Source organism: Allobosea lathyri (assembly GCF_900108245.1).
In the GTDB taxonomy this organism is placed as follows: domain Bacteria; phylum Pseudomonadota; class Alphaproteobacteria; order Rhizobiales; family Beijerinckiaceae; genus Allobosea; species Allobosea lathyri.
Genome location: NZ_FNUY01000002.1, coordinates 156,137 through 181,403, shown reverse-complemented (window position 1 = coordinate 181,403; position 25,267 = coordinate 156,137). Strand labels below are relative to the sequence as shown.

Below are 25,267 nucleotides of genomic sequence, written 5' to 3'. Positions count from 1 at the left end.
GAGCAAAGCGAAGCAATCCAGAGCAGCCACGCTCGACATCCTCCTGGATTGCTTCGTCGCTGCGCTCCTCGCAATGACGGGGCAGAACAGCATACCCAAACACGAGAGTGGAGCGCCCTTTGCTGACCATCCTGTTCGACGGGATCGCCTATGGCATGCTGCTGTTCGTGCTGGCAGCGGGACTTGCGGTGACGCTGGGGCTGATGAACTTCGTCAACCTCGCGCATGGCGCCTTCGCGATGGCTGGCGGCTATGCGACCGTCGTGTTGATGAACCGCTTCGGTGTGCCGTTCCTGGCCTGCCTGCCGCTCGCCTTCCTCTTCAGCGCCGCGCTGGGATTCATCGCCGAACGCACGCTCTACCGACACATGTATGAGCGCAGCCATCTGGATCAGGTCCTGTTCTCGATCGGCCTCGTCTTCATGGCGATCGCCGCGACCGACTATCTGATGGGCTCCCAGCAGCAGAACATCCGCCTGCCGGCCTGGCTCCAGGGGCGCATCGCTATGGGCGACGTCACCATCGGCCTCTACCGGCTCTTCATCGTCGTGGTTTGCGGCCTGATGGCGCTCGGCCTGCAATGGGTGCTGGCGAAGACGCGCTTCGGCAGCCAGCTGCGCGCGGCAGTCGACGACCGGCGAGTGGCGCGCGGCCTCGGCATCCCCGTGGTCAAGGTCTTCGCCATCACCTTCGCCTTCGGCTCCGGACTGGCGGGCTTAGGCGGCGCGCTCGGCGCCGAGATCGTCGGGCTCGACCCGACCTTCCCGCTCAAGTTCATGCTCTACTTCCTGATCGTGGTCACGGTCGGCGGCACGTCGAGCCTCACCGGCCCCTTGCTGGCGGCGCTGCTGCTCGGCGTTGCCGATGTCATGGGCAAATATCTCGTGCCGCAATTGGGCGCCTTCATCATCTATGCGATGATGCTCGCCGTGCTCATGATCAGGCCCCAGGGCCTGTTCGCACGGGGGCGTTGACGCCATGCTGAACAAGCTCCCCGAACAGCCGGCCTCCACCACGGAGGCCTTGTCTCCTGCCGCCTTCCTGCAGGCCAAAGCCGCTTGGCGCTGGCCGGAAATCCTGTTCTGGATCAGCGCCTTCGGCTTGATTCTTCTGCTGCCGAACCGCCATCTCCTGCTCAATGAGATCGCCATTCTCGGGCTGTTTGCGCTCTCGCTCGATCTCATCCTCGGCTATGCCGGCATCGTCTCGCTCGGCCATGCCGCCTTCTTCGGCGTCGGCGCCTATGCGGCGGGCCTTCTCTCCAAACATGGCATCTCGGAACCGGTCACCGGGCTCGTGCTTTCGGGCGCGATCGCGGGCCTGACCGGCTTCCTCGCCAGCTTCATGATCCTGCGCGGCAGCGACCTGACGCGATTGATGGTGACGCTCGGCGTGGCGCTGATCCTGCACGAACTGGCGAACCGGCTCGACTGGATCACCGGCGGGGCGGACGGGCTGCTTGGCGTCACGATCGGCCCGATCTTCGGACGTTTCGACTTCGATTTCGCGGGTACCACGGCCTATGTCTACAGCCTCACCACAACCTTCCTGCTTTTCCTGTTGGCGCGGCATGTCGTGCAATCGCCCTTCGGCCTCTCGCTGAAGGCATTGAAGGACAATCGCCTGCGCGCCAGCACGATCGGCATCGCGCCGAACCGGCGCCTCATCGCGATCTATACGCTGGCGGCGGTCTATGCCGGCATGGCCGGAGCGCTCCTGACCCAGACGACGCAGTTCGTCTCGCTGGAGGTGCTCGATTTCGCCCGTTCGGCCGATGCGCTGCTGGTGCTGGTCATCGGGGGCTCCGGCTATCTCTATGGCGGGCTGATCGGCGCGGTCGCCTTCAAGCTGATGAAGGATGTGCTCTCTGCGATGACGCCGGCCTACTGGATCTTCTGGATGGGCTTCATCCTGGTGATCCTGGTGCTGATCGGCCGCGACCGGCTGATGGCCATGCTGGCCAAACCCTTCGTCCCGCTGCTCCGGCTGCTGGGAGTGCGCCGGCCATGACATTCGCACTCGAGACAACCGGACTGAGCAAGTCCTTCGGCGGATTCGAGGCGAATGCCGATGTGTCGCTATCGGTCGCGAAAGGCGCGCGCCACGCGCTGATCGGCCCCAACGGCGCCGGCAAGACCACCTTCATCAACCTGCTGACCGGCGTGCTGCCGCCGACCTCCGGCTCGATCCGAATGATGGGCGAGGACGTGACCCGTGTCAGCCAGCAGGGCCGCGTCCGGCGCGGCATGGCGCGCACCTACCAGATCAACCAGCTCTTCGCCGATTTGAGCCCGATCGAGACGATCAGCCTCGCCATTGCCGAGCGCGAAGGCTCGGGTGCCCGCTGGTGGAACCGCGTCGGCAAGGACAGCGCCGTCATCGACGAAAGCGAGGCCCTGCTCCGGCGCATGAAGCTCGGCGCGATGATGACACGGCGCACCGCGACGCTGCCCTATGGCAAGCAGCGCCTGCTTGAGATCGCGCTCGCCATGGCCTGCAAGCCGAAGCTGCTCCTGCTCGACGAACCGGCCGCCGGCGTGCCGGAAGACGAGCGCCATGACGTGCTCGACAGCGTCGAGGCGCTACCCGACGACGTGACCGTGCTGCTCATCGAACACGACATGGAACTGGTGTTCTCCTTCGCCGACAAGATCTCCGTTCTGGTCCAGGGCGCGCTCTATGCCGAGGGTTCCGTCGAAGAGATTTCGACCGACCCGCACGTGAAAGCCGTCTATCTCGGGGAGGACACCCATGTCTGATCTCTCGGGACTTCCTGATCTCCCGGGAATCCCTGCTCTCCTCGAGATCGAGAACCTGGTCGCCGGCTACCGCGACGCCATCGTCATCAACGGCCTGTCGCTGGCGCTGGCGGAAGGGTCGGCGCTCGCTCTGCTCGGCCGCAATGGCACCGGCAAGACCACCCTGATCGACACGATCATGGGACTGACCCACCATGTCTCCGGCCGCATTCGCTTTGCCGGGCAGGACATCACGCGGCTGCCACCGGAGAAGCGCGCGACGGGCGGCATCGGCTGGGTGCCTCAGGAGCGCAACATCTTCCGCTCGCTTACGGTCGAGGAGAACCTGACCGCCGTGCAGCGCGGCGGGGCCTGGACGGTCGCACGTGCCTATCAGCTGTTTCCGCGCCTGGGCGAGCGCCGGCGCAATTTCGGCAACCAACTCTCCGGCGGCGAGCAGCAGATGCTGGCGGTGGCGCGCGCGCTGATGCTCGACCCAAAACTCCTGTTGCTCGACGAGCCGCTGGAAGGCCTCGCCCCGATCATCGTCGACGAGTTGCTCGCGGCGATCGCAAGGCTCAACCGCGAGGAAGGACTGACCGTCATCCTCGTCGAGCAGAAGGCGCGCAAGATCCTGCCCTTCACCGATCGGGCGATAATCCTGGACCGGGGCGCGATCGTCCACGCCGCTCGCTCCGACATCCTGCTGGCGGATGAGGCGGCCATGGCCGCCCATCTCGCCGTCACCGAGCGCCCTGCCCGCGCCAGGCGGCGCTCGCAGGCCGATACCACGACTGAACCGAGGACAAGCCCATGACCGATTCCCCTATGACCGATTCCCCCATGACCAAGCCCCCGTTCCGCGCCGACATGGTCGGCAGCCTGCTGCGCAGCGCCCCGCTGAAGCAGGCCCGCGAGAAGCACGCAGCCGGCACGCTCGACGATGCGGCCTTCAAGGCGGTGGAGGATGCCGAAATCCGCAAGCTGATCGCCAGGCAGGAAGCGATCGGGCTGAAGGGCATCACCGACGGCGAGTTCCGCCGTGCCTACTGGCATTTCGATTTCATGGAGGAACTCGACGGCGTCGAGGCGATCACGGCCGATTCAGGCATGAACTTCAAGGGCGGCGTCGGCATCGCCAAATCGCTGCGCATCGTCGGCAAGGTCGGCTTCAGCGGCCACCCGATGATCGAGCATTTCAAGGTCCTGCGCGATGCTATCGGCCCGAACTCGACGGCCAAGATGACCATTCCCGGCCCGAGCATGCTGCATTATCGCGGCGGCCGGAAGATGATCAACATGGGCGTCTACCCGCAGATGGAGGCGTTCTACGCCGATGTCGGCAACGCCTATAACAAGGCGGTGCACGCCTTCTACGATGCCGGCTGCCGCTATCTCCAGCTCGACGACATCTCCTTCGCCTATCTCTGCGACCCCGACCAGCGCGAGATGCTGCGGGCTCGGGGCGACGACCCCGCCCATCAGCCCGAGATCTATGCCGGCATGGTCCAGGCCGCGCTGAAGGACAAGCCGCGCGACCTGACCATCACCATGCATCTCTGCCGTGGCAATTTCCGCTCGACCTTCATCGCATCGGGCGGCTACGAGCCGATCGCCGACCTGCTGTTCAACACCATGCCGGTCGACGGCTATTTCATGGAGTGGGACAACGACCGCTCGGGCGGCTTCGAGCCACTGCGCTTCCTGCCCAAGGGCAAGCATGTCGTGCTCGGCCTCGTCACCTCCAAGACCGGCGTGCTGGAAAGCAAGGACGATCTCAAGCGTCGCATCGAGGAGGCATCGAAATATACCGACATCGAACAGCTCTGCCTCTCCCCGCAATGCGGCTTCGCTTCGACGGAGGAAGGCAACACGCTGGCCGAAGACGAGCAGTGGAGGAAGCTGGAATTGATCGTCGAGACGGCGCGCGAAGTCTGGGGCTGAGCCAGGGCCGCTCTCACATCGATGAGATGAGCGTCGCGGGCCTTGGGTCCGCAACGCTCTTGGCCTAACGCTGACTCGCGCTCTGGCTCCGCCTCATCGCGTCGCCCGGCTCATGCGGCCGACTGATAGCGGGCGGCGGCGTGGGTTTGGGCGAAATTGGGCGGCCATGCTTGGCGCCATCGTCCTGGCGCGACTCAGCGACGACCAGACGCTGTCCGATGAAGTGCTGACGCAAACACGTGCCTGGATTGGTCACGGAGACATGACTGTCGAGAGTGATTAGCTGTCCTGTCCGGCCGATATGCCGATAAAATAGGCATAAATCTGCCTATCTCTGCTCTTTCCACGCCGAATGGATGAATATCGGCGGTATTGTGCTCGGCATCGTGCTCCTGTAACCGGGGTGCGCGCTGGCGTCTGGTCAGCCCCTTGGTTCATGCATGGCAATGTGGAGCACGATGTGCAGGGATTGCTGAAAATCAGCCGTGTGATCGACGCCATAAACGGCCAGATCGGCAAGAAAGTAGCGTGGCTTATCCTGCTCGCGGTCATTGTCGCGACGGTCAATGCGATCATCCGCAAGCTGTTCAACGTCTCGTCGAATGCCTGGCTCGAACTGCAGTGGATGTTATTCGGCGCCGTCTTCCTGATGTGCGCCTCCTGGACGCTGCAGGTGAAGGAACATATCCGCATCGACATCGTGAACAGCATGCTGCCCAAAAGCGTGCAGCGCTGGATCGACCTGATCGGCCACACCCTGTTCCTGATGCCGTTCTGCCTGCTGATGATCTACCACTCCTGGCCGTTCTTCACGCGCTCCTATGCGATCAATGAACAGTCGCTTTCAGCCGGCGGCCTCGCGCAATGGCCGGCGAAGGGACTTGTCGTCATCGGTTTCGTCATGCTGGCCTTCCAGGGCGTCTCGGAAATCATCAAGCAGATCGCGATCATGCGTGGCGATCTCGAAGACGCCGAGGCCCTGCGCGGCCACGCCGCGGCGGCGGAAGCCGAGGCGCAGCGCCTGCTCGATCAGGCCAAGGAACAGGGTCTGGCTTCGTGAGCACTTCAAAAAACGACCGGACATTCAAGATGACCGCCTCCCGCCTCCCGCGCTTTGCCGGCCTCCTGCTCACGCTCACCACGCTCGCCTTCTTCAGCCTGCATACGGGCGACGCCCACGCAGCCGGCCTTGGCGATTTCCTGCGCGTCAACATGGCGCCGGTGATGTTCGCGGCGCTCGTCGTATTCCTGCTGCTCGGCTATCCCGTCGCCTTTGCGCTGGCTGCCAACGGCCTGCTCTTCGCGCTGATCGGCATCGATCTCGGCATGTTCCAGGAGAACTTCCTGCAGGCCCTGCCGGAACGCATCTACGGCACGATGAACAACGACGTGCTGCTGGCGATCCCGTTCTTCACCTTCATGGGGCTGGTGCTGGAACGCTCCGGCATGGCTGAGGACCTGCTCGACACCATCGGCCAGCTTTTCGGGCCGATCCGTGGCGGACTAGCCTATGCCGTCATTTTCGTCGGTGCGCTGCTGGCGGCCACGACCGGCGTGGTCGCGGCCTCCGTGATCTCGATGGGCCTGATCTCGCTGCCGATCATGCTGCGCTACGGCTATGATCGCCGCCTTGCATCCGGCGTTATCGCAGCCTCGGGAACCCTGGCCCAGATCATTCCGCCGTCACTGGTCCTGATCGTGCTGGCCGACCAGCTCGGCCGCTCGGTCGGCGACATGTATGAGGGCGCCTTCATTCCCGGCCTCGTGCTGGCCGGCCTCTATGCGGGCTACGTCTTCCTCGTCACGATGATCTACCCCAAGCGCGCGCCCGGCCTGCCGCCGGAAGCTCAGACCCTGCGCGACGCGGATGGCCAGACCCGGCGCCTGTCGCTGCTGGTGATCACGATCATCTCCTTTGGCACGGCCTACGCCTATATGAAGCTCTATACCAACGTGTCCGCCGGCGCGGATTTCGTGGTCCTGACGATGTCGATCGCGGTCGGCGTCTCCTTCGTGCTCGCCCTGATCAACAAGGCTCTCAAGCTGAACCTGCTCTCGCGGATGACCGAGCAGGTCGTCTTCGTGATGGTGCCGCCGCTGGCGCTGATCTTCCTGGTGCTGGGCACGATCTTCATCGGCCTCGCCACCCCGACCGAAGGCGGAGCGATGGGCGCTGCAGGCGCGATCCTGCTGGCTTTCGGCAAGAAGCGCCTGACCTTCGACCTACTCAAGCAGGCGACGGAATCGACCGCCAAGCTCTCGGCCTTCGTGCTCTTCATCCTGGTCGGCGCGCGCGTGTTCTCGCTGACCTTCTACGGCGTCAACGGCCATGTCTGGGTCGAGCACCTGCTGGTCGGCCTGCCCGGCGGCGCGACGGGCTTCCTGATCGTCGTCAACGTGATGGTGTTCCTGCTCGCCTTCTTCCTGGACTTCTTCGAGCTGGCCTTCATCATCGTGCCGCTGCTGGGACCGGCTGCGGAGAAGCTCGGCATCGATCTGATCTGGTTCGGCGTCATTCTCGGCGTGAACATGCAGACCAGCTTCATGCACCCGCCCTTCGGCTTCGCGCTGTTCTTCCTGCGCTCGGTCGCCCCGAAGAACCCCTACCGCGACAAGGTCACGGGCCGGATGATGGAGCCGGTGACCACCGCGCAGATCTACTGGGGCGCCGTGCCCTTCGTGGTGATCCAGTGCATCATGGTGGCGATGGTGGTGATCTTCCCGCAGATGGTGATGCACTACAAAGCATCGGCGATTCAGCTCGACCAGAAGTCGATCGACAAGCAGTTCGACTCGATCCAGATCCCGGGTCTGGGCGGCGGACTGCCGGGAGGCTTCGACCTCAACGCCCCGCCGACGATGCCAAAGCCATAGCTGCGCCGGACGGCAACAGCACTGCAGCAAAAGAAAAAGGGCCTCCGTTTGGAGGCCCTTTTTTATGGTCGGTTAGCGCGTTTTAGCGCGCGGATTGTTCTTGGAAACTGGGTCATCCCGGGCTTGACCCACTGCTGTCCGGTTTAGTTTAGTTTGAATGCGAAGGTCATCTGGTTTGGATTGATGTGTTTTCGGGTGTTTTCGGGGTTGATGAGCCTGTCGAGACGCCGCCTTTGCATGATGTTGAGACGGACGAGGCGGGCGAAGGTGAGGGGTGTTTCGACGGCGTCTTGCGCGGCGTGAGCGGCGCGCAGCACGAGATATGCGATGAGCGCGACGAATATCTGGGTCCGGATGGGGTTTTCGGAGGTTCCCAGGAAGCGGGCGATCTTCAGGTTCTGCTTGATCCATTTGAAGAACAGCTCGATTTTCCAGCGAGTCTTGTAGAGATCGGCGATGTCCTGTGCGGGAGCGTCGAGATCGTTGGTGACGATGCGGATGGTCTTGCCCGTTGCGATGCGGATAACGAGCTGCCGAAGGGGATCGGGGAAGGTCTGCCGCCGCGCCGGCTGCCGGGGCAGCAGGCCGATCTCGTCGGAGAGGATGTTCGAGCCTGCGGGCACGGGCTGCGGTTGCGTCGCGTCCAGTCGGGTATTGGCCTTCAAGCGGGTGACGAAGCGACATCCCTGCGCATCGAGCCGCGTCCACCAGCCGAAATCGTAATAGCCCAGGTCGAAGACATAGGTCATGCCCGGCGTGATCGGCATGGCCTTGGCCGGCGTGATGTCGTTGACGGCCTGCCCCGTGACGCTGGCCTCGCCGGGGCTTTGCCCGGCTGGATCGTAGGCCATGTGCAGCTTCAGGGCATGACGGCCCTGCTGGGCTTCGAGCCAGCCCGCGCTGAGCGAACCGACCTCAAGGCGCGTCGCGTCGAGCAGGCAGGTCGCATCCGCCAGGTGGCGGCGCGTGCGGCGGCCGGCCGCTTTCGCCATATGAGCGAAGAGTTCGCCGAACACCTGCCAGGAGCGGCGCTGATTGGCGTCGGCCAAGGTCGAGCGCGCCGGGCGGCGTGCGCCCAGATGGTACAGGCGGGCCGCGTGGCTCTGGAGGCCCGCCTCGATCTCGCGCAGGCTCGCCGCGCCCGACAACTGCCCAAACAGCAAGGCCAGGAACTGGCTCTTGGTATCCAGACGCCGCACCCGCCGGTCGGTCCCATGCTTCTCCACAAGCCGATCGAACACGCACCACGGAATCTGGCGCTGCAGGCCGTGAAAGACGCTATTGTCGTGCCGCATGACATCGATCCCCTGCCCGTGTCCAAAACGTCGCCAAACGCTGGAAAACGAGTAGAATCAATGTCATGCACCTTGTCTACAAATCTAAACCGGACACCAGTGGGCTTGACCCGGGATCCATGCCAGAGCGCTTGCAGTCATCGTTCGGGCGGGAATCCCGGCTCTGCGCGAAGTTATCCTTGAGCCGACCGAAGGTCGGACCCGAGGGCTCCGGCCGGGATGACCCGTGCTTCCTCGAAAACGCAGCAGATTATCGACTTGGCACCTCAGAGCAGGGAGCATCGCCTAAAGCTTACTATTCTGGTGCGGAACCACCGCGTCATCCTGGACAAGCGGCGAAGCCGCGCAGCTCCGGGATCCATCGTAGAGCTTCGGACCCCTCCGATGGATCCCGGACTTCGCTGTGCGAAGCTCAGGATGACGGAGCGCGAGCGTTAACAGCGGACTCTGGAAGGCGGTGCCGCTCGCCCGTCGAAGCTCAGGCTGCCTTCTTGCGCTCCGCAATGCGCGCGAGGTCGGTCAGCAGGCGGCGCGTGCCCTTGAGCCTCTGCTCCACCGTGTCGAAATCGTCGATGAAGACGACGCGCATGTCGGGGCGCACCTTCGCCAATGTGCCGATCTTCGCGACATAGGAGACGAGCCCCTCGGGATTGGCGAACTCGTTGTCGCGGAAGGCGACAATGATGCCCTTGGGGCCCGCCTCGACCTTCTCGACATTGGCGCGCTTGCACAAAGCCTTGATCGCGACGATCTCGAGCAGCTGCTGCACCTCGTCGGGCAGCGGTCCGAAACGGTCGACCAGCTCTGCCCCGAAGGACTGGATGTCGCCATCGTCGTCCAGCGTCGAGAGGCGCTTGTAGAGCGTCAGCCTGAGCGTCAGGTCTGTGACGTAATGCTCGGGGATCATCACCGGCGCGCCGATCTGGATCGACGGCGACCATTGCGCGTCGCTCTCGAACTCGACGCCGGACTTCAGCGCCGCGACCGCCTCCTCCAGCATCTGCTGGTAGAGCTCGTAGCCGACTTCCTTGATATGGCCGGACTGCTCGTCGCCGAGCAGGTTGCCGGCGCCGCGGATGTCGAGATCGTGGCTGGCGAGCTGGAAGCCGGCGCCGAGCGTGTCGAGCGACTGCAGCACCTTCAGCCGCCGCTCGGCCTGCTCGGTCAGCTTGCGGTTGGCCGGCAAGGTGAAGAGGGCGTAGGCGCGCACCTTCGAGCGGCCGACGCGGCCACGCAGCTGGTAGAGCTGGGCTAGGCCGAACATGTCGGCGCGATGCACGATCAAGGTGTTGGCGGTCGGGATATCGAGACCCGATTCGACGATCGTGGTCGATAGCAGGACATCGTACTGGCCCTCATAGAAGGCCGTCATCACGTCTTCGAGCTGACCGGCGGCCATCTGGCCATGCGCGATGCCGACCTTGGCCTCGGGCACCTGCTTGTCCAGGAAGTCCTTGACGTCGGAGATGTCCTCGATGCGCGGCACGACATAGAAGGAGCGCCCTCCCCGGTAGCGTTCGCGAAGCAGCGCCTCGCGCACGATCAGCGGATCGAAAGGCGTGACGAAGGTGCGGACGGCGAGCCGGTCGACCGGCGGCGTCGCGATGATCGAGAGCTCGCGCACGCCGGTCATGGCGAGCTGCAGCGTGCGCGGGATCGGCGTCGCCGTCAGCGTCAGCATATGCACCTCAGCGCGGAACTCCTTCAGCCGCTCCTTGTGATTGACGCCGAAATGCTGCTCCTCGTCGACGATGACGAGGCCGAGATCCTTGAACTCGATCGCCTTGCCGAGCAGCGCATGAGTGCCGACGACGATGTCCATCGTGCCGTCCTTGATGCCGGCCTTCACCGCCTTGAGATCGGCAGCCGGGACAAAGCGCGAGGCCTGACCGACATTGACCGGCAGCCCTTTGAAGCGCTCGGCGAAATTGCGGTAGTGCTGCCGCGCCAGCAGCGTGGTGGGCACCACGACCGCGACCTGCTTGCCGTTCAATGCGCAAGCGAAGGCGGCCCGCAGCGCGACCTCGGTCTTGCCGAACCCGACATCGCCGCAGACCAGCCGGTCCATCGGGCGGCCGGCCGCCATGTCGTCGAGCACCGCATCGATCGTGTTCTGCTGATCCTCCGTCTCCTCGAACGGAAAACGGGCGCGGAACTCGTCATAGAGTCCCTCCTGCGGGATCAGGCGCGGAGCTTCCTTGAGCGCGCGCGCAGCTGCAATCGCGATCAGCTTGCCCGCCATTTCGCGGATGCGTTGCTTCAGCTTGGCCTTGCGCGCCTGCCAGCCGCCACCACCGAGCCGGTCAAGCGCGACCTCGGTATCCTCCGAGCCATAGCGCGACAAAAGCTCGATGTTCTCGACCGGCAGGAAGAGCTTGGAATCGGCTGCGTAGTGGATTTCGAGGCAGTCATGCGGCGCGCCGACCGCCGTGATGGTGCGCAGGCCGATGAAGCGGCCAATGCCGTGATCGACATGGACGACGAGATCGCCAGGGCTGAGCGATGACAGCTCCGCGATGAAATCCTGCGGACGCCGCGTCTTCTTGCGCGGGCGCACCAGCCGGTCGCCGAGAATGTCCTGCTCGCCGACCACCGCGAGCTTGCCGGCCTCGAAGCCGGCCTCGAAACCCCAGACCGCGAGCGCCGTCGTGCCGGGCTTGAGATCGAAAGCCGCGCGAAGCGAGCCTGTGGTCTGCACGGTCTTCAGGCCGTGATCGGCCAGCACATGCGCCAGCCGCTCGCGCGAGCCTTCCGACCAGGCCGCGAGGATGACGCGACGGCCATCGGCCTGCAGCGCCTTCACATGCGCAACCGCAGCATCGAACACGCTGCCGGCATTGTCGGCGCGCTCGGCGGCGAAGCTGCGGCCCTGGCGCGCGCCGAGATCGATGATCAGCTTGCCGTCGCTATCGGGCAGCTGGAAGGGCGTGAACGAGGCTGCCCCGGCATGGTCGACGATGCCGCGCCATTCGGCCGGCGAGAGATAAAGCGCGTCAGGCTTCAGCGGCTTGTAGGGCATGCCGCCGGCGCTGGGCTGGTCCATCGCCGCCTTGCGGGCGTCGTAATAGTCCTTGATCAGGCTGATGCGCTCGCCGACCGCATCCTCGGCCTGGGCATCGAGCACCATCGGCACGTCGGGCAGATAGGCGAAGAGCGTGTCGAGCCTGTCGGCCAGCAGCGGCAGCCAGTGCTCCAGACCGGCGGGGCGACGGCCCTCGCTGACCGCTTCATAGAGCGTGTCGTCGCGACCGGGCGTGCCGAAATTCGTGATGTAGCTCTGGCGAAAGCGCTTGATGCTTTCGCTGGTCATCTGCGCCTCGGACATCGGCACGAGATCGAGCCCGCGCAGCTGTCCCGTGGTGCGCTGCGTCTCCGGATCGAAGGTGCGGATCGATTCCAGCGTGTCGCCGAAGAAGTCGAGCCGGATCGGCGCCGGCATGCCCGGCGGATAGAGATCGACGATGCCGCCGCGCACGGCAAACTCGCCGGTCTCGCGCACGGTCGAGGTCCGCAGATAGCCGTTCATGTCGAGCCAGCGCGCGAGCTGGTCTGTATCGACCATGTTGCCCGGCGCGGCCGAAAAGCTTTCCGAAGCGACCTTCGAGAAGGCCGGCACACGCTGGAGCGCGGCGTTGACGGTGGTCAGCAGCAGGCGCGGCTTGTCGCCGGACTTGGTCTTGGCAAGCCGCGACAGCGTCGTCATGCGATGCGCGACGATCGAGGGCGCCGGCGAGACGCGATCGTAAGGCTGGCAATCCCAGGCCGGGAAGGACATGACCTCGAGATCGGGCGCAACGAATTGCAGCGCGTTCTCGATCACCTGCAGGCGCTGGCCGTCACGGGCGATGAAGACCAGCAGCGCCGTGCCTTCGGCCTTCTTGGCCCGCGCACGGACGAGATCGGCAAGGACGACGGCGTCAAACCCATCGGGCACGCTGGCAAGCGTCGGCTTGTCGCCGCGGTTGAGCGCGTCGAGGATGCGGTCGATCTGCAGCTTGGCGAGTTGGGCGGGAGGCGGAATGCTCATGGGGAAAGGTGATACCGCGTGAAAAAAAGGGCGCCTGATGCGCAAACGAACTCCCTCCCCCCGCTTGCGGTGGGGAGGGTTGGGGTGGGGGGCAGCGCCGCTCGGCACGACGTCGAAGGATGGCGCTCGGGCTTTCCGGCCCCCCACCCCAACCCTCCCCACCGCAAGCGGGGGGAGGGAAAGCGGTTCGCGCGCATCATCATCGGCTCAAACATGAATCGGCTTGGTGTGATTGTGGAAGGCCTTCAGCCGCCGAAACACATCCGTGTCGTAATTCGACGGAACCTGCGCCTCGCCGGTGATCCATGACAGCAGGTCGCGGTCCAGAACCTCGATCAGCTGCTCGAACACGTCGAGCTCCGCATCCGTCAACTTGCCGATCTCGGCATCGGCGAAGCGGCCCATGATCAGATCGGTCTCGCGCATGCCGCGATGCCAGGCGCGAAACAGGATCTTTCGCCGGCGCGGGTCGAGATCGGCGCTGGTCCTCGTCGAGCCACTCATGTGAAAACCTCGGGACGATGCAATGACGATCGGGCCGGCCCCGTCGCGGAGCCTGCCGTCGCGCGCTATATAGCGTTGCAACCCCACGAAGTCAGCGGCAGAAGCACCGCGATCTTCGCACTCCTGACATGTTCCGAGAGCCAGCTTGCGCCCGTCCCTCCTCGATCCGCTCTTCGCACCTGTCACGACGCTGTCGGGCGTCGGCCCCAAGACGGCCAAGGCGCTCGACAAGCTGCTGGGCGACGAGACGCGCGGCGCGCGCGTCATCGACCTGCTGTTCCACCTGCCGACAGGCGCGATCGACCGGCGCCCGAGCGCCTCGATCGCCGACGCGCCGATCGGCGATGTCGCGACCTTCAGCGCGCGCGTGAGCGAACATCGCCCCGCCCCGGCGACGAAGGCGAAGGCGCCCTACCGTATCGTCGTCGAGGACGAGACCGGCGACGTGACGCTCGTGTTCTTCCACGCCGATGTGCGCCATCTCCTCCAGACCATGCCGGTCGGCGCCTATCGCATCATCTCGGGCAAGCTCGAACTCTGGGACGGCATGCGCCAGATGGTACATCCAGATCGCATCCTCGACCCCAAGCTCGCCGCGACGATGCCGGCAATCGAGCCGGTCTATGGCCTGACCGAGGGCGTCGGCCCGCGCGTCATGACGCGCATCGCGGCCGCTGCCGCCGAGCGCTGCCCGGATCTGGCGGAATGGCAGGATCCCGGCTTCCTGGCCAAGAGCGACTTTCCGTCATTCTCCACGGCGATGCAGGCGCTGCACCACCCGCCCGATCTGAAAGCCGTCGAAGGCGACACCATCGTCAGGCGGCGCGTCGCCTATGACGAACTGCTGGCGAGCCAGATCGCGCTCGCTCTGGTGCGCAGGCAGCAGAAGAAGATCGCCGGCCGCGCAACAGCGGGCGACGGCGCCTTGCGGCGCAGGATCGAAGCCGCCCTGCCCTTCACATTGACAGACGGCCAGCGGCAGGCCCTCAGCGACATCCATGACGACATGGAAAAGCCCGAGCGGATGCTGCGCCTGCTGCAAGGCGATGTCGGCTCGGGAAAGACGGTCGTCGCGCTGCTCGCAATGGCCGCCGCAGCCGAAGCCGGCCGCCAATCCGTGCTGATGGCGCCCACAGAAATTCTCGCCCGTCAGCATGCCGAGCGCCTGGCGCCTCTCGCCGAAGCCGCAGGCCTCAAGCTCGCGCTCCTGACCGGCCGCGAGAAGGGCCCCGGCCGGGCCCGCGTGCTGGAGGGGCTGGCAAATGGCGAGATCGCGATCGCGGTTGGAACGCATGCGCTGTTCCAGGAGGGCGTTGCGTTCCAGGACCTCGCGCTCGCCATCGTCGACGAGCAGCACCGTTTCGGCGTGCATCAGCGCCTGCTGCTCGGCTCCAAGGGCGAGGCCGTCGACATCCTCGTGATGACCGCGACGCCGATCCCGCGCACGCTCTCCCTGACCTGGTTCGGCGACATGGACATTTCCGTGCTGGCCGAGAAACCGGCGGGCCGCAAGCCGATCGCGACGAAAGCCCTCTCGCTCGATCGTTATGACGAGGTCGTCGGCGGTATCGACCGCGCGATCGAGACCGGCGCGCAGGTCTATTGGGTTTGCCCGCTGGTACAGGAATCCGACACGCTCGATGTAGCCGCCGCGCAGGAGCGCGCGGAGGCGCTGCGGGACCTCTTCGGCGACCGCGTCGGGCTGCTGCATGGCCAGATGCCCGGCCGCGACAAGGACGCCGCTATGGCGGCCTTCGTGGCGGGCCAGACGCGTATACTGGTTTCGACCACGGTGATCGAGGTCGGTGTCGATGTCCCCAATGCCAGCGTCATGGTGATCGAACATGCCGAACGCTTCGGGCTGGCGCAGCTTCACCAGTTGCGCGGGCGCATCGGGCGCGGCTCGGCCGCCTCGACCTGCCTGCTGCTCTACAAGGGTCCGCTCGGGCCGGTGGCGGAGGCCCGCCTGACCATCATGCGCGAGACCGAGGACGGCTTCCGCATTGCCGAGGAAGACCTGCGCCTGCGCGGCGAAGGCGAGGTGCTGGGCACGAAGCAGTCGGGCTCGCCCGATTGGCGCCTCGCCCGGCCAGAAACCGACGGCGACCTGCTGGCGGCCGCACGCGACGACGCGCGCCTCCTGATCGAGCGCGACCCGCAACTGGAAAGCCCGCGCGGCGAGGCTGTGAGGGCGCTGCTCTATCTGTTCGAGCGCGATGTCGCGATCAGGCTGCTGAGAGCAGGTTAGCAGCAGTCGCCACCAGCGTCTTTCCGGGGCAAGATCAATCCCGATCAAGCGGCCTGTGGCCTGATCCCGGCATGCTTCGTCCGCGCCTTTGTGAGAACGCCATGGACCCGGTCGTCAAAGCCATCTGGTGCGTCGAAAGCCGCTTCGCCTCCGGGATCTCGCTCGATGAGATCGCCGAGGTCAGCGGTGTCTCGCGCTTCCATCTGTGCCGCGCCTTCGGGGTCGCGACCGGGCAGTCGGTGATGCGCTATGTGCGCGGCCGCCGCCTGACCGAAGCCGCCCGCACGCTGGCGGCCGGCGCGCCGGACATCCTCTCCGTCGCACTCGACTGGGGCTATGGCTCTCACGAGGCCTTCACCCGCGCCTTTCGCGAGCAGTTCGGCCTGACGCCGGAAGCTTTGCGCGAAAAAGGCGATCTCGACAGCCTCATGCTCGTGGAGCCCATCATCATGGACAAGACACCGACCGTCACACTTGAAGCGCCGCGCCTCGTCGACGGCAACAGCCTGCTCATCGCCGGGCTTGGCGGGCATTTCACCTATGAGAACAGCAGCGCCGGCATTCCCTCGCTTTGGCAGCGCTTCGCGCCCCATATCGGCCATGTACCCAAGCAGACGGGATCGACCGGCTATGGCGTCTGCGTGAACCCGGACGATGCCGGCCATTTCGACTATATCGCCGGCGTCGAGGTCTCGTCCTTCGACGATCTGCCCGACGATTTTGTCCGGGTCCGCATTCCAGCCCAAACCTATGCCGTCTTCAGCCATCGCCACCATATCTCGACGATCAAGGCGAGTTTCGAGGCGATTTTCCGGGACTGGCTACCGAAATCCGGCCGCAGCCTCGCGGAAACACCGGGCTTCGAGCGCTATGACGAACGCTTCGATCCACGCACGGGAACCGGCGTCACCGAAATCTGGGTTCCCCTGAAGCCCTGAAAATACCTGCCCAGGCCGCAGGCTCAGTCCTGTGGCTTGCCATTGCCCGGCATCAGCTTCGGTGCCGCTTCGCCAGGCTGGATCAACCCAGCCGACATGATCAGCTTGGCGCCATCCTCCACGGAAATCGTCAACTCGACGACCTCCTTGCGCGGCAGATAGAAGAAGAAGCCGGTCGTCGGGTTCGGCGTGCACGGCAGGAACACGCCGATCTGTTCCTCGCCATTGGGCAGCTTGCCCGCGATGTCGGGCGCGGCTTCCTGCGCGATGAAGACGATCGACCACATGCCGGGCTGCGGGAACTGCACCATCCCGACCTTGCGAAACGAGGTGCCCGACTGCGAGAAGATCGTCTCGAAGACCTGTTTGATCCCCTTGTAGAGGCTGCGCACCACCGGCATGCGGTCAAGGATCGCCTCTCCCGCGTTGATCAGCGACCGGCCGACGAGATTGGCCGTCAGGAATCCGAGCAGGGTCAACCCGATCAGCCCGATCACCAGCCCGAAGCCGGGAATTGGGTAAGGCAGGTAGGAATCGGGCAAATAGGAGTTGGGAATGAACGGCTTGACCAGGCCGTCGATGAAATTGATGAACCACCAGGTCACCGAGGCCGTGATCGCCAGAGGCGCGGCGATGACCAGCCCGGTCAGGAAATAGCGCCGCAGCCGCGTACCGAAGGTCGGGCGCAGCAGGTCGGTGTGAATGATGAGGCGGGGATCAGGTGGGCCGGCGGTCATGTCTCATCCTGAAAAGGCGACCTCCGAAGAAGACCCTGCTTGCCCAAGCGGCGTTGCGCCGCGATATGGTCAAGATAAGCGAGACGCCGGCACATGCCAGCCCCGTATCGCGTCCAACCAAGCAAGGATGAGGCCGTGGCGGAAGAAAACGGGCGATTTCGCCTTTGGCGCCGCCCGCTTCTGCTCGCGGCAGGATGGATTTTCACGGCGCTCGGCGTGATCGGGCTGATCCTGCCGCTGATGCCGGGCACCGTTTTCCTGATTCTGGCGGCCTGGTGCTTTTCGCGATCATCGCCGCGTTTCGAGGCCTGGCTGCTCGGCCATCCGCATCTCGGCCCGCATGTGCGCCGCTGGCGCGAGACCGGCGCGATCAGCCGCAGGGCCAAGCTGACGGCATGCGGCTCGATGGCGGCAAGCTTCGCCTTGCTTGCGGTGACCGATGCGCCGCCCATCGCATTGTGGACGGCCGGCGCTGGGTTGATAGCGGCGGGAAGCTATGTCGCGAGCCGGCCGGAGCCGGCACGCGAGCCATAGTCACTCCACGGTGACGGATTTCGCCAGGTTGCGCGGCTGGTCGACGTCCTTGCCCATGAAGACGGCCGTTTGATAGGCGATCATCTGGACCGGCAAGGCATAGACGATCGGCGCGAACAGCGGGTCCATCTCCGGCATGATGATGGTCGCCTCGGGCACGATGCCGCATTCGGCAGCGCCCCTGGCGTCGGTGATCAGGATGATCCGCCCGCCGCGCGCGGCAACTTCCTGCATGTTGGACGCCGTCTTCTCGAACAACGCGTCATGAGGCGCAATGACGATGACCGGCATGTCCTCGTCGATCAGCGCGATCGGACCATGCTTGAGTTCGCCAGCCGGGTAACCTTCTGCGTGGATGTAGCTGATTTCCTTCAGCTTCAGCGCGCCTTCCAATGCCATCGGGAAGCTCGTGCCGCGCCCGAGATACAGCACGTCTTTCGCCTTGGAGAGTTCGCGGGCGAGCTTCTCGATCGCCGGCTCCAGCTCGAGCGCCTTCGCGATCAGCCCCGGCAGCGCGATCAGGCTCTGGACATGTCGCGCCTCGTCTGCCGTCGACAGCGTCCCGCGCGCCCGCGCCGCAGCCAATGCGAGGCAGGCAAGCGCAGTCAGCTGGCAGGTGAAGGCCTTGGTCGAGGCGACCCCGATCTCCGGCCCGGCCAGCGTCGGCGCGACCGCGTCGCTTTCGCGCGCGATGGTCGAGGTCGGCACATTGACGACCGACAGGATCGTCTGTTTCTCCTGCCGGGCGTAGCGCAGGCAGGCCAGCGTATCGGCGGTCTCTCCCGATTGAGAGACGAAGAGCGCGAGGCCGTTTTCCGGCATCGGCGCTTCGCGGTAGCGGAACTCGGAGGCGACATCGATCTCGACCGGCAGGCGGGCGAGCTTCTCGAACCAGTATTTCGCCGTCAGCCCGGCATAATAGGCCGTGCCGCAAGCCGAAACCGAAAGGCGAGACAAAGCCTTCCAGTCGATTTTATCGGCGAAAGGCAGACGCACCGTGCCATTGGCCATGTCGAGATATTGCGTCAGCGTATGGCCGACGACCTCGGGCTGCTCGTAGATTTCCTTCGCCATGAAGTGGCGATGGTTGCCCTTCTCGACCAGGAACGCACCGGCGGCGACGCGCTGGGCGCGGCGTTCGACGATCGCATTCGTCTTGTCGTAGAAGGTTGCGCCCTTGCGGTTGAGGACGACCCAGTCGCCCTCGTCGAGATAGGCGATGAGATTGGTGAAAGGGGCGAGCGCGAGCGCGTCCGAGCCGAGATACATCTCGCCATCGCCAACGCCGACTGCCAGCGGCGAGCCCTTGCGCGCGCCGATCAGCAGGTCTTCCTCGCCCTGGAACAGGAAGGCGAGCGCGAAGGCGCCGCGCAGCAGCGGCAAGGATGCAGCCACGGCCTCGACCGGCGTCCTGTCGCGATCGAGTTCGCGCGTGACGAGATGGGCCACGATCTCGGTGTCGGTCTCGGTCGCGAAAACATAGCCGTCGGCCTGAAGCTCGGCGCGCAGCTCGCGGAAATTCTCGATGATTCCATTATGGACGACGGCAAGCTTTTCCGTCGCATGCGGATGGGCATTGGTCTCGTTGGGCTTGCCATGCGTCGCCCAGCGGGTGTGGCCGATGCCGATCAGGCCTTCGAGGGGCTCATTGGACAGGCGGATCTCGAGGTTCTTGAGCTTGCCCTCGGCGCGGCGGCGCGTCAGCAGCCCGCCTTCGAGCGTGGCGACGCCCGCCGAGTCATAGCCGCGATATTCAAGCCGCCTAAGGGCCTCGATCACCTGCGTCGCGACCGCTTCCTTGCCCAGAATCCCCACGATGCCGCACATGCCAATACCTCTTCAGACGTTGCCGTTGGGAAAGCGCATAGCGGTGAACGGCAAACATGCCCAATCACTATGAATGTCGAACTATGAACGGCGGCTTGCCGCTATGAGGGCTCTCCGGAGTTAATCCGGCGTTTTTGCGGCCCCGGACTTCGCTTCGCCGAACTTTGCCCCGCCTGATTTCTCCGCACCTGATTTTCTGGCGATCGAGTTCTCGCGAAAAGCCTTCGCCCAGCCCTCGCGCTCGATCTGCCGCGCGCGCCCGACCGCCAGCCCATCGGCAGGGACGTCCCGCGTCACCACGGAGCCCGAGCCGACATAGGCCCCGTCGCCGATCGTAACGGGAGCGACCAATGAGGAGTTCGAGCCGACAAAGGCGCCGGCGCCGATGACGGTCCGGTACTTGAAGAAGCCGTCATAATTGCAGGTGATGGTGCCCGCGCCGATATTCGCGTCAGCGCCGATAGTGGCGTCGCCGATATAGGTGAGATGGCTGACCTTGGCGCCGGCGCCGATCTCGGCAGCCTTGATCTCGACGAAGTTGCCGACCTTGGCCTTCGCCGCGAGCTTCGCGCCGGGGCGCAGACGGCCATAAGGCCCGACGGTTGCCCCGGGACCGACCTCCGCCCCCTCCAGATGCGAGAAGGCGTGGATGATCGCTCCATCCGCGACACTGACGCCGGGGCCAAAGACGACATTGGGCTCGATCACCACGTCGCGGCCGATCCGCGTATCGTGGCTGAAGAACACGGTCTCCGGCGCAATCAGCGTTGCCCCTTCAACCATGATCTCGATGCGCTTGCGGCGCTGGAATTCCGCTTCTGCGGCAGCAAGTTGCGCACGATCGTTCACACCCTGCACTTCGCTTTCCGGCGCCTGCTGCGCAACAGCCGACAGGCCCCGCGACAGCCCGGTCGCAACCGCATCGGTCAGGTAGAACTCGCCTTGTGCATTGTCGTTTCCGATTGCTTCGAGGATCGCGAGCGCGTGCTTGCCGTCGAGCGCCATCAGCCCCGCATTGCAAAGGCGGACCGCCCTCTGCTCTGGCGTCGCGTCCTTGTGCTCGACGATCGCCTCCAGCACGCCATCCTTGATGACCAGCCTGCCATAGCCGGTCGGGTCGCGCGCCTCGAAGCCCAGCGCAACGACGGCCGCTCCCCCGGCAAGCCCGCCGCGCAGCAACCGAAACGTCTCCGGCCGGACCAGAGGCGTGTCGGCGAAAGCTACGAGGATGTCGTCATAGCCGCCGGCCAACGCAGCCCCTGCCGCCAGAACGGCATGAGCCGTGCCGCGCCGCTCATGCTGAATCGCGATCTGCACCGACGGCAGCAGGGCCTGAGCTTCCCGCGCGACCTCGGGCCGATCCGGCCCAACCACCACCACGACAGCGCCGGCCCCGGCCCCGGCGACCGATGCCAGCGCATGGGCAAGCAACGACCGCCCGGCCACCTCGTGCAGCACCTTCGGACGCTGCGATTTCATCCGGGTGCCTTCCCCGGCGGCCAGGATAATCGCAAGGCAGGACCGGCCGGACTGCATTTCGGTCATGATTGTCGTTTCCTTTGCGGGCGAAGCTCGACCTGTTGCGGTGACCGCCTGGTCTGCCGTGGTCGTTTTGGCGCATGCTGGTGTTGCAGGCGCCGTGGATAGCCGATCCTCTCGGCATTTGCCAAAATCGCTTTCGCGACTGAAGGCATCAGGGAATGAGATGAGGGAACCGCCCGCACTGCTGCCGCCTGAACGGCGGCGGTAGCAAAAGAGGATCACTCACCCGTAAATTCCCTAGCAAATGCTTTTCAGGTCGCGGGGAAATGCTCTAGAAGCGCGAGAGGGCGAGCGAAGCGCCCGCGCATGTTGGATATGATGTCGAAACCCTTGAATCGTAGGCAGTTTCTCGAAAGCGCTGCAAGTGGCGTGGCCTCCGTTTCGCTTCTGGGCGTGACGTCGGCTCAGGCTCAGACGCCGACCGGCGCCGCAGCGTTCAATATACCGGCTCTCGCCGAGGGTCAGCGATTCGATCCGGCCCTTGTGGTCGAGACCGCGCGCACCCTGGCACAGCGTCCGTTGATACCGCTCACGGCGACCGATCTGCCGGAGGGATACGCCACCCTGCCCTTCGACCAGTTTTCGGGGATTCGGGCGCAACCCGGTGGCTTGATCTGGTCTGGCGAGAATCGCGGCTTCACGGTCGAGCCGTTGCATCGCGGCTATGTCTTTGCCAACCCGGTGAGCCTGTTCACGGTGGAAGACGACGTCGTTCGCCGTGTCGCCTTCGATCGTGGCAAGTTCGACTATGGCCGCGTCACCCCGCCTCCGGCCAATGTCGATCTGCAGTTCTCCGGCATGCGGATCGCGACCGGGCTCGAGCGCCCCTTCGAAGTCGCGATATTTCAGGGCGCGACCTTCTTCCGCTCGCTGGCACGCGGGCAGAATCTGGGGGCGCTGTCGCGCGCGCTCATCCTGCGGCCAGGCGAGACGCGCGGCGAGGAGATTCCGTTCTTCCGCGCGTTCTGGATCGAACGCCCGAGCCCGGCTTCCGGCGCACTCGTAATTCATGCGTTGCTCGATTCCGAAAGCCTTGCCGGTGCGCTGCGCATGACCCTGCGCCCCGGCGACGTCACTCTGATCGATGTCGAGATGACCTTGTTCGCCCGTCAGGCGCTGGAGCATATCGGCTTCGGCTGCACCATGGGCACCTTTCTCTCTGGCCCGCAGAGCCGGCGAACCTTCGACGATATCCGCCCTGCCGTGCATGAGATCAGCGGCATCCAGATGCTGTCGGGCAAGGGCGAGTGGATCTACCGGCCGGTCAGCAATCCCGCGACCTTGCAGGTCTCCTCCTTCATGGACGAGAATCCCAAGGGCTTCGGTCTCGTCCAGCGCGAGCGCGACCCGGCTGCGTTCCTGGACGACGACCAGCGCTTCGAACTCCGTCCGAGCGTCTGGATGGAGCCTCTCGGCGACTGGGGACAGGGCTCGGTCCAACTGATCGAGATACCCAGCGATTCCGACATCAATGACAATGTGATCATGTACTGGCGGCCGCGGCAGCCGCTCGCCGCCGGCAGCGAGACCACGATCGCCTACCGTCAGGCCTGGTGCTGGCAACCGCCCGAACGGCCCCCTCTCGCGGTCGCCACACGGGTCCGCCAGGGACGCGGCACGCAAGGCCGCCGCCGGCGTTTCATGGTCGACTTCACCGGCGACAAGCTGGCCGATGCCGGCATCGTCGCCTCGACCCGCGCCAACATCACCTCGCAGCCCGGCGCGATCCATAACGTCCGGATCTGGCCCTTCCCCGAGCGCAAGCTGATGCGCGTCGGATTCGAGGTCGATCCTGGCACCGATAATCTCTGCGAGCTCAGGCTCGTACTGCAGGCCGGCGGGCAGCCGGTCTCCGAAACCTGGTTGAATCGATGGACGTGGTGACCGTGACCCGCCCGAACCCGGCAGTCGGGATGGAAACGCGCGCTTACGCGGCCTGTCGCGAGCCGGCAACGCCGCCCGAGAACCGCCTGGTCATGCCGGTTCAGTCCTTCCGCAGCTGGCAGGATTCCGACAGGCGCAAGCCGGCGGCTCCGAAGGACTGGAAGACGCCCTGGCTGAAGCGGCTCTTCGTTTTCGGCGGCGGGTTACTGCTCACCGGCTACGGCGCTTGGGAAATGTACCATGTCGTGTCGGTCAGCCGCACGACCTCGCTGCAGTACGCCTTGCTGGTGCTGTTCACGGTCAACTTCTCGTGGATCGCGCTGGCTTTCACGAGTTCCGTGCTCGGCTTCTTCGGATTGCTGTTCGGGGCCGGGCGCACCGACCGGGCAGATAGTCTGCAGCACCGCACCGTCGTGGTGATGCCGATCTACAACGAATCCTCGGCGCGCACATTCGCAGCGCTGGCCGCGATACGGGAATCGGTCGAGGCAACGGGCCTTGGCGCGCATTTCGACTATTTCATCGTCTCGGACACCACCAATCCCGATGTCTGGATTTCCGAGGAGCGCGCTTTCCTGGCCCTGCGCGAGCGGCTTGGTCCGGATTCGCGCGTCTACTACCGCCATCGCCCGAAGAACCATCACCGCAAGGCCGGCAACATCGCCGATTTCGTGACGCGCTGGGGCGGGCATTACGCGCACATGCTCGTGCTCGATGCCGACAGCCTGATGACCGGCACCTGCATCGTCAGGCTCGCCGCCGCGATGGAGGCCGATCCGGATTCCGGCATCATCCAGTCGCTGCCCCTGATCATCAACCGCAACACCTTCTTCGCCCGCCTGCAGCAGTTCGCCGCCCGGGTCTATGGCCCGGTGATCGCGACCGGCCTCGCCATGTGGTCGGGCCGCGACGGCAATTACTGGGGCCATAACGCCATCATCCGCACGAAGGCCTTCGCGGACCATTGCGGCCTGCCGGACCTCAAGGGCAAACCGCCCTTCGGTGGCCATGTGCTGAGCCATGATTTCGTCGAGGCCGCACTCATGCGCCGCGCCGGCTGGTCGGTCTACATGCTGCCGGACCTGACGGGGTCCTATGAGGAAAGCCCGCCCTCGCTGATCGACGTCTCGGTCCGCGACCGGCGCTGGTGCCAGGGCAACCTGCAGCACTCGCGCATCATCGGCGCCAAGGGCTTCGTCTGGTCGACGCGCCAGCATTTTGCCACCGGCATCATGGGCTACCTCGCCTCGCCCTTCTGGTTGATGCAGCTGGTGGTCGGCATCCTGATCGTCCTGCAGGTCAATTACGCACGCCCGGAATATTTCACGCAGGACTTCACGCTGTTCCCGATCTGGCCGCGCTTCGATCCCGAGCGCGCCTTGAACCTCTTCGCCCTGACCATGGCGATCCTGCTCGCGCCAAAACTCTTCGGGCTCTTGCTGACGCTGTTCAACGGCAAGCTGCGGCGCGCCGGCGGCGGCGCGATCCGGCTCGTCCTCTCGGCCCTGCTGGAGATCCTGTTCTCCGCCTTCTTCGCGCCGATCATGATGCTGATCCAGTCGGGCTCGGTTTTCCAGATCCTGCTGGGACGCGACACCGGCTGGAATCCGCAGCGCCGCGACGACGGCTCGATTCCGATGAAGGACATCATCCGCCGTCACCGGACCCATACCGTGCTCGGGCTTGTCGCCGGCGTCTCGGCCTTCATGATCGCGACGTCGCTGTTCGCCTGGATGTCTCCGACGATCGTCGGCCTCGTGCTGGCGATCCCGCTGTCATGGGCGTCCGGTCAACTGGCGCTGGGGCTCTGGCTCAAGCGGCACCGGCTGCTCGTGACGCCCGAGGAAGGCGATCCGCCGGCGATCGCGCTGCGCGCCAATGCGCTTCAGGCCGAGTTCGACGCGGCCGGCTTCGACGACGCCGACGGGTTGCGGGCGCTGCACGCCGATCCCGACCTGCGCGAGGCGCACGAACTCATGCTGCCAGAGAGCTCGCCGCGCCGCCGCGGTGAGATCGAGCCCGACCGGGCGGTGGCACAGGCGAAGCTGGTCGATGCCGAGACGATCGAGGATGCGGCGATCTGGCTGAAGCCGAAAGAGCGCATGGTCGTTCTGCACGACAGGGCGCTCGTCGCGCTCCTTGCTTCGCTGCCGGCAGAACGCGCCGACGCCTGAA

Annotated in this window: 18 protein-coding genes; 12 read left to right on the top strand and 6 right to left on the bottom strand. The window is 65.1% G+C overall.

Annotation, left to right across the window (positions count from 1 at the left end; all coding sequences use genetic code 11):
* Nucleotides 1–119 precede the first annotated feature (119 nt).
* From C4S73_RS05230 to C4S73_RS05200, 7 genes are all read left to right on the top strand, one after another.
* The gene (locus C4S73_RS05230; protein WP_103871431.1) at nt 120–974 is read left to right on the top strand and encodes a branched-chain amino acid ABC transporter permease; all 855 of its coding nucleotides are present in this window, start codon (nt 120–122) and stop codon (nt 972–974) included.
* A 4-nt stretch (nt 975–978) separates the two neighbouring features.
* The gene (locus C4S73_RS05225; RefSeq protein ID WP_103871430.1) at nt 979–2,010 is read left to right on the top strand and encodes a branched-chain amino acid ABC transporter permease; all 1,032 of its coding nucleotides are present in this window, start codon (nt 979–981) and stop codon (nt 2,008–2,010) included.
* Nucleotides 2,007–2,759 carry an ABC transporter ATP-binding protein gene (locus C4S73_RS05220; RefSeq protein ID WP_103871429.1) on the top strand — a complete coding sequence of 251 codons (753 nt, stop codon included), beginning with the start codon at nt 2,007–2,009 and terminating at the stop codon, nt 2,757–2,759. The genes C4S73_RS05225 and C4S73_RS05220 overlap by 4 nt, the downstream gene beginning before the upstream one ends.
* A 28-nt stretch (nt 2,760–2,787) precedes the next feature.
* Complete coding sequence (locus C4S73_RS05215; RefSeq protein ID WP_103871835.1) at nt 2,788–3,555, top strand: ABC transporter ATP-binding protein; 768 nt, start codon at nt 2,788–2,790, stop codon at nt 3,553–3,555.
* The gene (locus tag C4S73_RS05210) at nt 3,552–4,682 is read left to right on the top strand and encodes a 5-methyltetrahydropteroyltriglutamate--homocysteine S-methyltransferase (protein ID WP_244595446.1); all 1,131 of its coding nucleotides are present in this window, start codon (nt 3,552–3,554) and stop codon (nt 4,680–4,682) included. The genes C4S73_RS05215 and C4S73_RS05210 overlap by 4 nt, the downstream gene beginning before the upstream one ends.
* Before the next feature lie 460 nt (nt 4,683–5,142).
* A complete protein-coding gene (locus C4S73_RS05205) occupies nt 5,143–5,742 on the top strand; it encodes a TRAP transporter small permease subunit (RefSeq protein ID WP_103871833.1) in 600 nt (199 codons plus the stop codon).
* Nucleotides 5,743–5,894: 152 nt separating this feature from the next.
* Nucleotides 5,895–7,556: a TRAP transporter large permease gene (locus tag C4S73_RS05200; RefSeq protein WP_103871832.1), complete on the top strand. Its 1,662-nt coding sequence runs from the start codon at nt 5,895–5,897 to the stop codon at nt 7,554–7,556.
* A gap of 143 nt (nt 7,557–7,699) precedes the next feature.
* On the opposite strand, the gene C4S73_RS05195 is transcribed toward C4S73_RS05200, so the two are convergent.
* The 3 genes from C4S73_RS05195 to C4S73_RS05185 form a co-directional block, all read right to left on the bottom strand.
* Nucleotides 7,700–8,851 carry an IS4 family transposase gene (locus C4S73_RS05195; RefSeq protein WP_103871428.1) on the bottom strand — a complete coding sequence of 384 codons (1,152 nt, stop codon included), beginning with the start codon at nt 8,849–8,851 and terminating at the stop codon, nt 7,700–7,702.
* 478 nt (nt 8,852–9,329) lie between these two features.
* On the bottom strand, nt 9,330–12,878 hold the full coding sequence (mfd, locus tag C4S73_RS05190; RefSeq protein ID WP_103871427.1) for a transcription-repair coupling factor: 3,549 nt from the start codon (nt 12,876–12,878) through the stop codon (nt 9,330–9,332).
* Between the two features lie 207 nt (nt 12,879–13,085).
* Entirely contained in the window at nt 13,086–13,382 is a 297-nt protein-coding gene (locus tag C4S73_RS05185) for an FAD assembly factor SdhE (protein WP_103871426.1), read from the bottom strand.
* 145 nt (nt 13,383–13,527) lie between these two features.
* On the opposite strand from C4S73_RS05185, the gene recG reads away from it, so the two are divergent.
* Together recG and C4S73_RS05175 are read left to right on the top strand one after the other, a co-directional pair.
* Complete coding sequence (recG, locus tag C4S73_RS05180; RefSeq protein WP_103871425.1) at nt 13,528–15,630, top strand: ATP-dependent DNA helicase RecG; 2,103 nt, start codon at nt 13,528–13,530, stop codon at nt 15,628–15,630.
* A 101-nt stretch (nt 15,631–15,731) separates the two neighbouring features.
* The gene (locus C4S73_RS05175; protein ID WP_103871424.1) at nt 15,732–16,568 is read left to right on the top strand and encodes an AraC family transcriptional regulator; all 837 of its coding nucleotides are present in this window, start codon (nt 15,732–15,734) and stop codon (nt 16,566–16,568) included.
* Between the two features lie 23 nt (nt 16,569–16,591).
* Here C4S73_RS05175 and C4S73_RS05170 read toward each other — a convergent pair whose 3' ends face one another.
* Nucleotides 16,592–17,305, bottom strand: a complete 714-nt coding sequence (locus C4S73_RS05170) for a DUF502 domain-containing protein (RefSeq protein WP_103871423.1) — start codon at nt 17,303–17,305, stop codon at nt 16,592–16,594.
* Nucleotides 17,306–17,440: 135 nt separating this feature from the next.
* On the opposite strand from C4S73_RS05170, the gene C4S73_RS05165 reads away from it, so the two are divergent.
* Nucleotides 17,441–17,839, top strand: a complete 399-nt coding sequence (locus C4S73_RS05165; RefSeq protein ID WP_244595445.1) for a YbaN family protein — start codon at nt 17,441–17,443, stop codon at nt 17,837–17,839.
* On the opposite strand, the gene glmS is transcribed toward C4S73_RS05165, so the two are convergent.
* Nucleotides 17,840–19,666 (bottom strand): glutamine--fructose-6-phosphate transaminase (isomerizing), encoded by a 1,827-nt coding sequence (glmS, locus tag C4S73_RS05160; protein WP_103871421.1) that lies wholly within the window; start codon nt 19,664–19,666, stop codon nt 17,840–17,842.
* Between the two features lie 120 nt (nt 19,667–19,786).
* The gene (glmU, locus tag C4S73_RS05155; RefSeq protein WP_103871831.1) at nt 19,787–21,202 is read right to left on the bottom strand and encodes a bifunctional UDP-N-acetylglucosamine diphosphorylase/glucosamine-1-phosphate N-acetyltransferase GlmU; all 1,416 of its coding nucleotides are present in this window, start codon (nt 21,200–21,202) and stop codon (nt 19,787–19,789) included.
* 324 nt (nt 21,203–21,526) lie between these two features.
* Here glmU and C4S73_RS05150 point away from each other — a divergent pair, with 324 nt between their 5' ends.
* Nucleotides 21,527–23,092, top strand: a complete 1,566-nt coding sequence (locus tag C4S73_RS05150; RefSeq protein ID WP_103871830.1) for an OpgD/OpgG family glucan biosynthesis protein — start codon at nt 21,527–21,529, stop codon at nt 23,090–23,092.
* 29 nt (nt 23,093–23,121) lie between these two features.
* Entirely contained in the window at nt 23,122–25,266 is a 2,145-nt protein-coding gene (gene mdoH / locus C4S73_RS05145; RefSeq protein WP_103871829.1) for a glucans biosynthesis glucosyltransferase MdoH, read from the top strand.
* The last annotated feature ends 1 nt before the right edge of the window (nt 25,267 follow it).

Bases quoted from the DNA above. Each gene is read 5' to 3' on its own strand.
- C4S73_RS05170 (WP_103871423.1), bottom strand. From the start codon at position 17,305: ATGACCGCCGGCCCACCTGATCCCCGCCTCATCATTCACACCGACCTG.
- mdoH (WP_103871829.1), top strand. From the start codon at position 23,122: ATGGAAACGCGCGCTTACGCGGCCTGTCGCGAGCCGGCAACGCCGCCC.
- C4S73_RS05195 (WP_103871428.1), bottom strand. From the start codon at position 8,851: ATGCGGCACGACAATAGCGTCTTTCACGGCCTGCAGCGCCAGATTCCG.
- mfd (WP_103871427.1), bottom strand. From the start codon at position 12,878: ATGAGCATTCCGCCTCCCGCCCAACTCGCCAAGCTGCAGATCGACCGC.
- C4S73_RS05210 (WP_244595446.1), top strand. From the start codon at position 3,552: ATGACCGATTCCCCTATGACCGATTCCCCCATGACCAAGCCCCCGTTC.
- C4S73_RS05150 (WP_103871830.1), top strand. From the start codon at position 21,527: ATGTCGAAACCCTTGAATCGTAGGCAGTTTCTCGAAAGCGCTGCAAGT.
- glmU (WP_103871831.1), bottom strand. From the start codon at position 21,202: ATGCAGTCCGGCCGGTCCTGCCTTGCGATTATCCTGGCCGCCGGGGAA.
- C4S73_RS05175 (WP_103871424.1), top strand. From the start codon at position 15,732: ATGGACCCGGTCGTCAAAGCCATCTGGTGCGTCGAAAGCCGCTTCGCC.
- glmS (WP_103871421.1), bottom strand. From the start codon at position 19,666: ATGTGCGGCATCGTGGGGATTCTGGGCAAGGAAGCGGTCGCGACGCAG.
- C4S73_RS05225 (WP_103871430.1), top strand. From the start codon at position 979: ATGCTGAACAAGCTCCCCGAACAGCCGGCCTCCACCACGGAGGCCTTG.
- C4S73_RS05220 (WP_103871429.1), top strand. From the start codon at position 2,007: ATGACATTCGCACTCGAGACAACCGGACTGAGCAAGTCCTTCGGCGGA.
- C4S73_RS05200 (WP_103871832.1), top strand. From the start codon at position 5,895: ATGGCGCCGGTGATGTTCGCGGCGCTCGTCGTATTCCTGCTGCTCGGC.
- C4S73_RS05185 (WP_103871426.1), bottom strand. From the start codon at position 13,382: ATGAGTGGCTCGACGAGGACCAGCGCCGATCTCGACCCGCGCCGGCGA.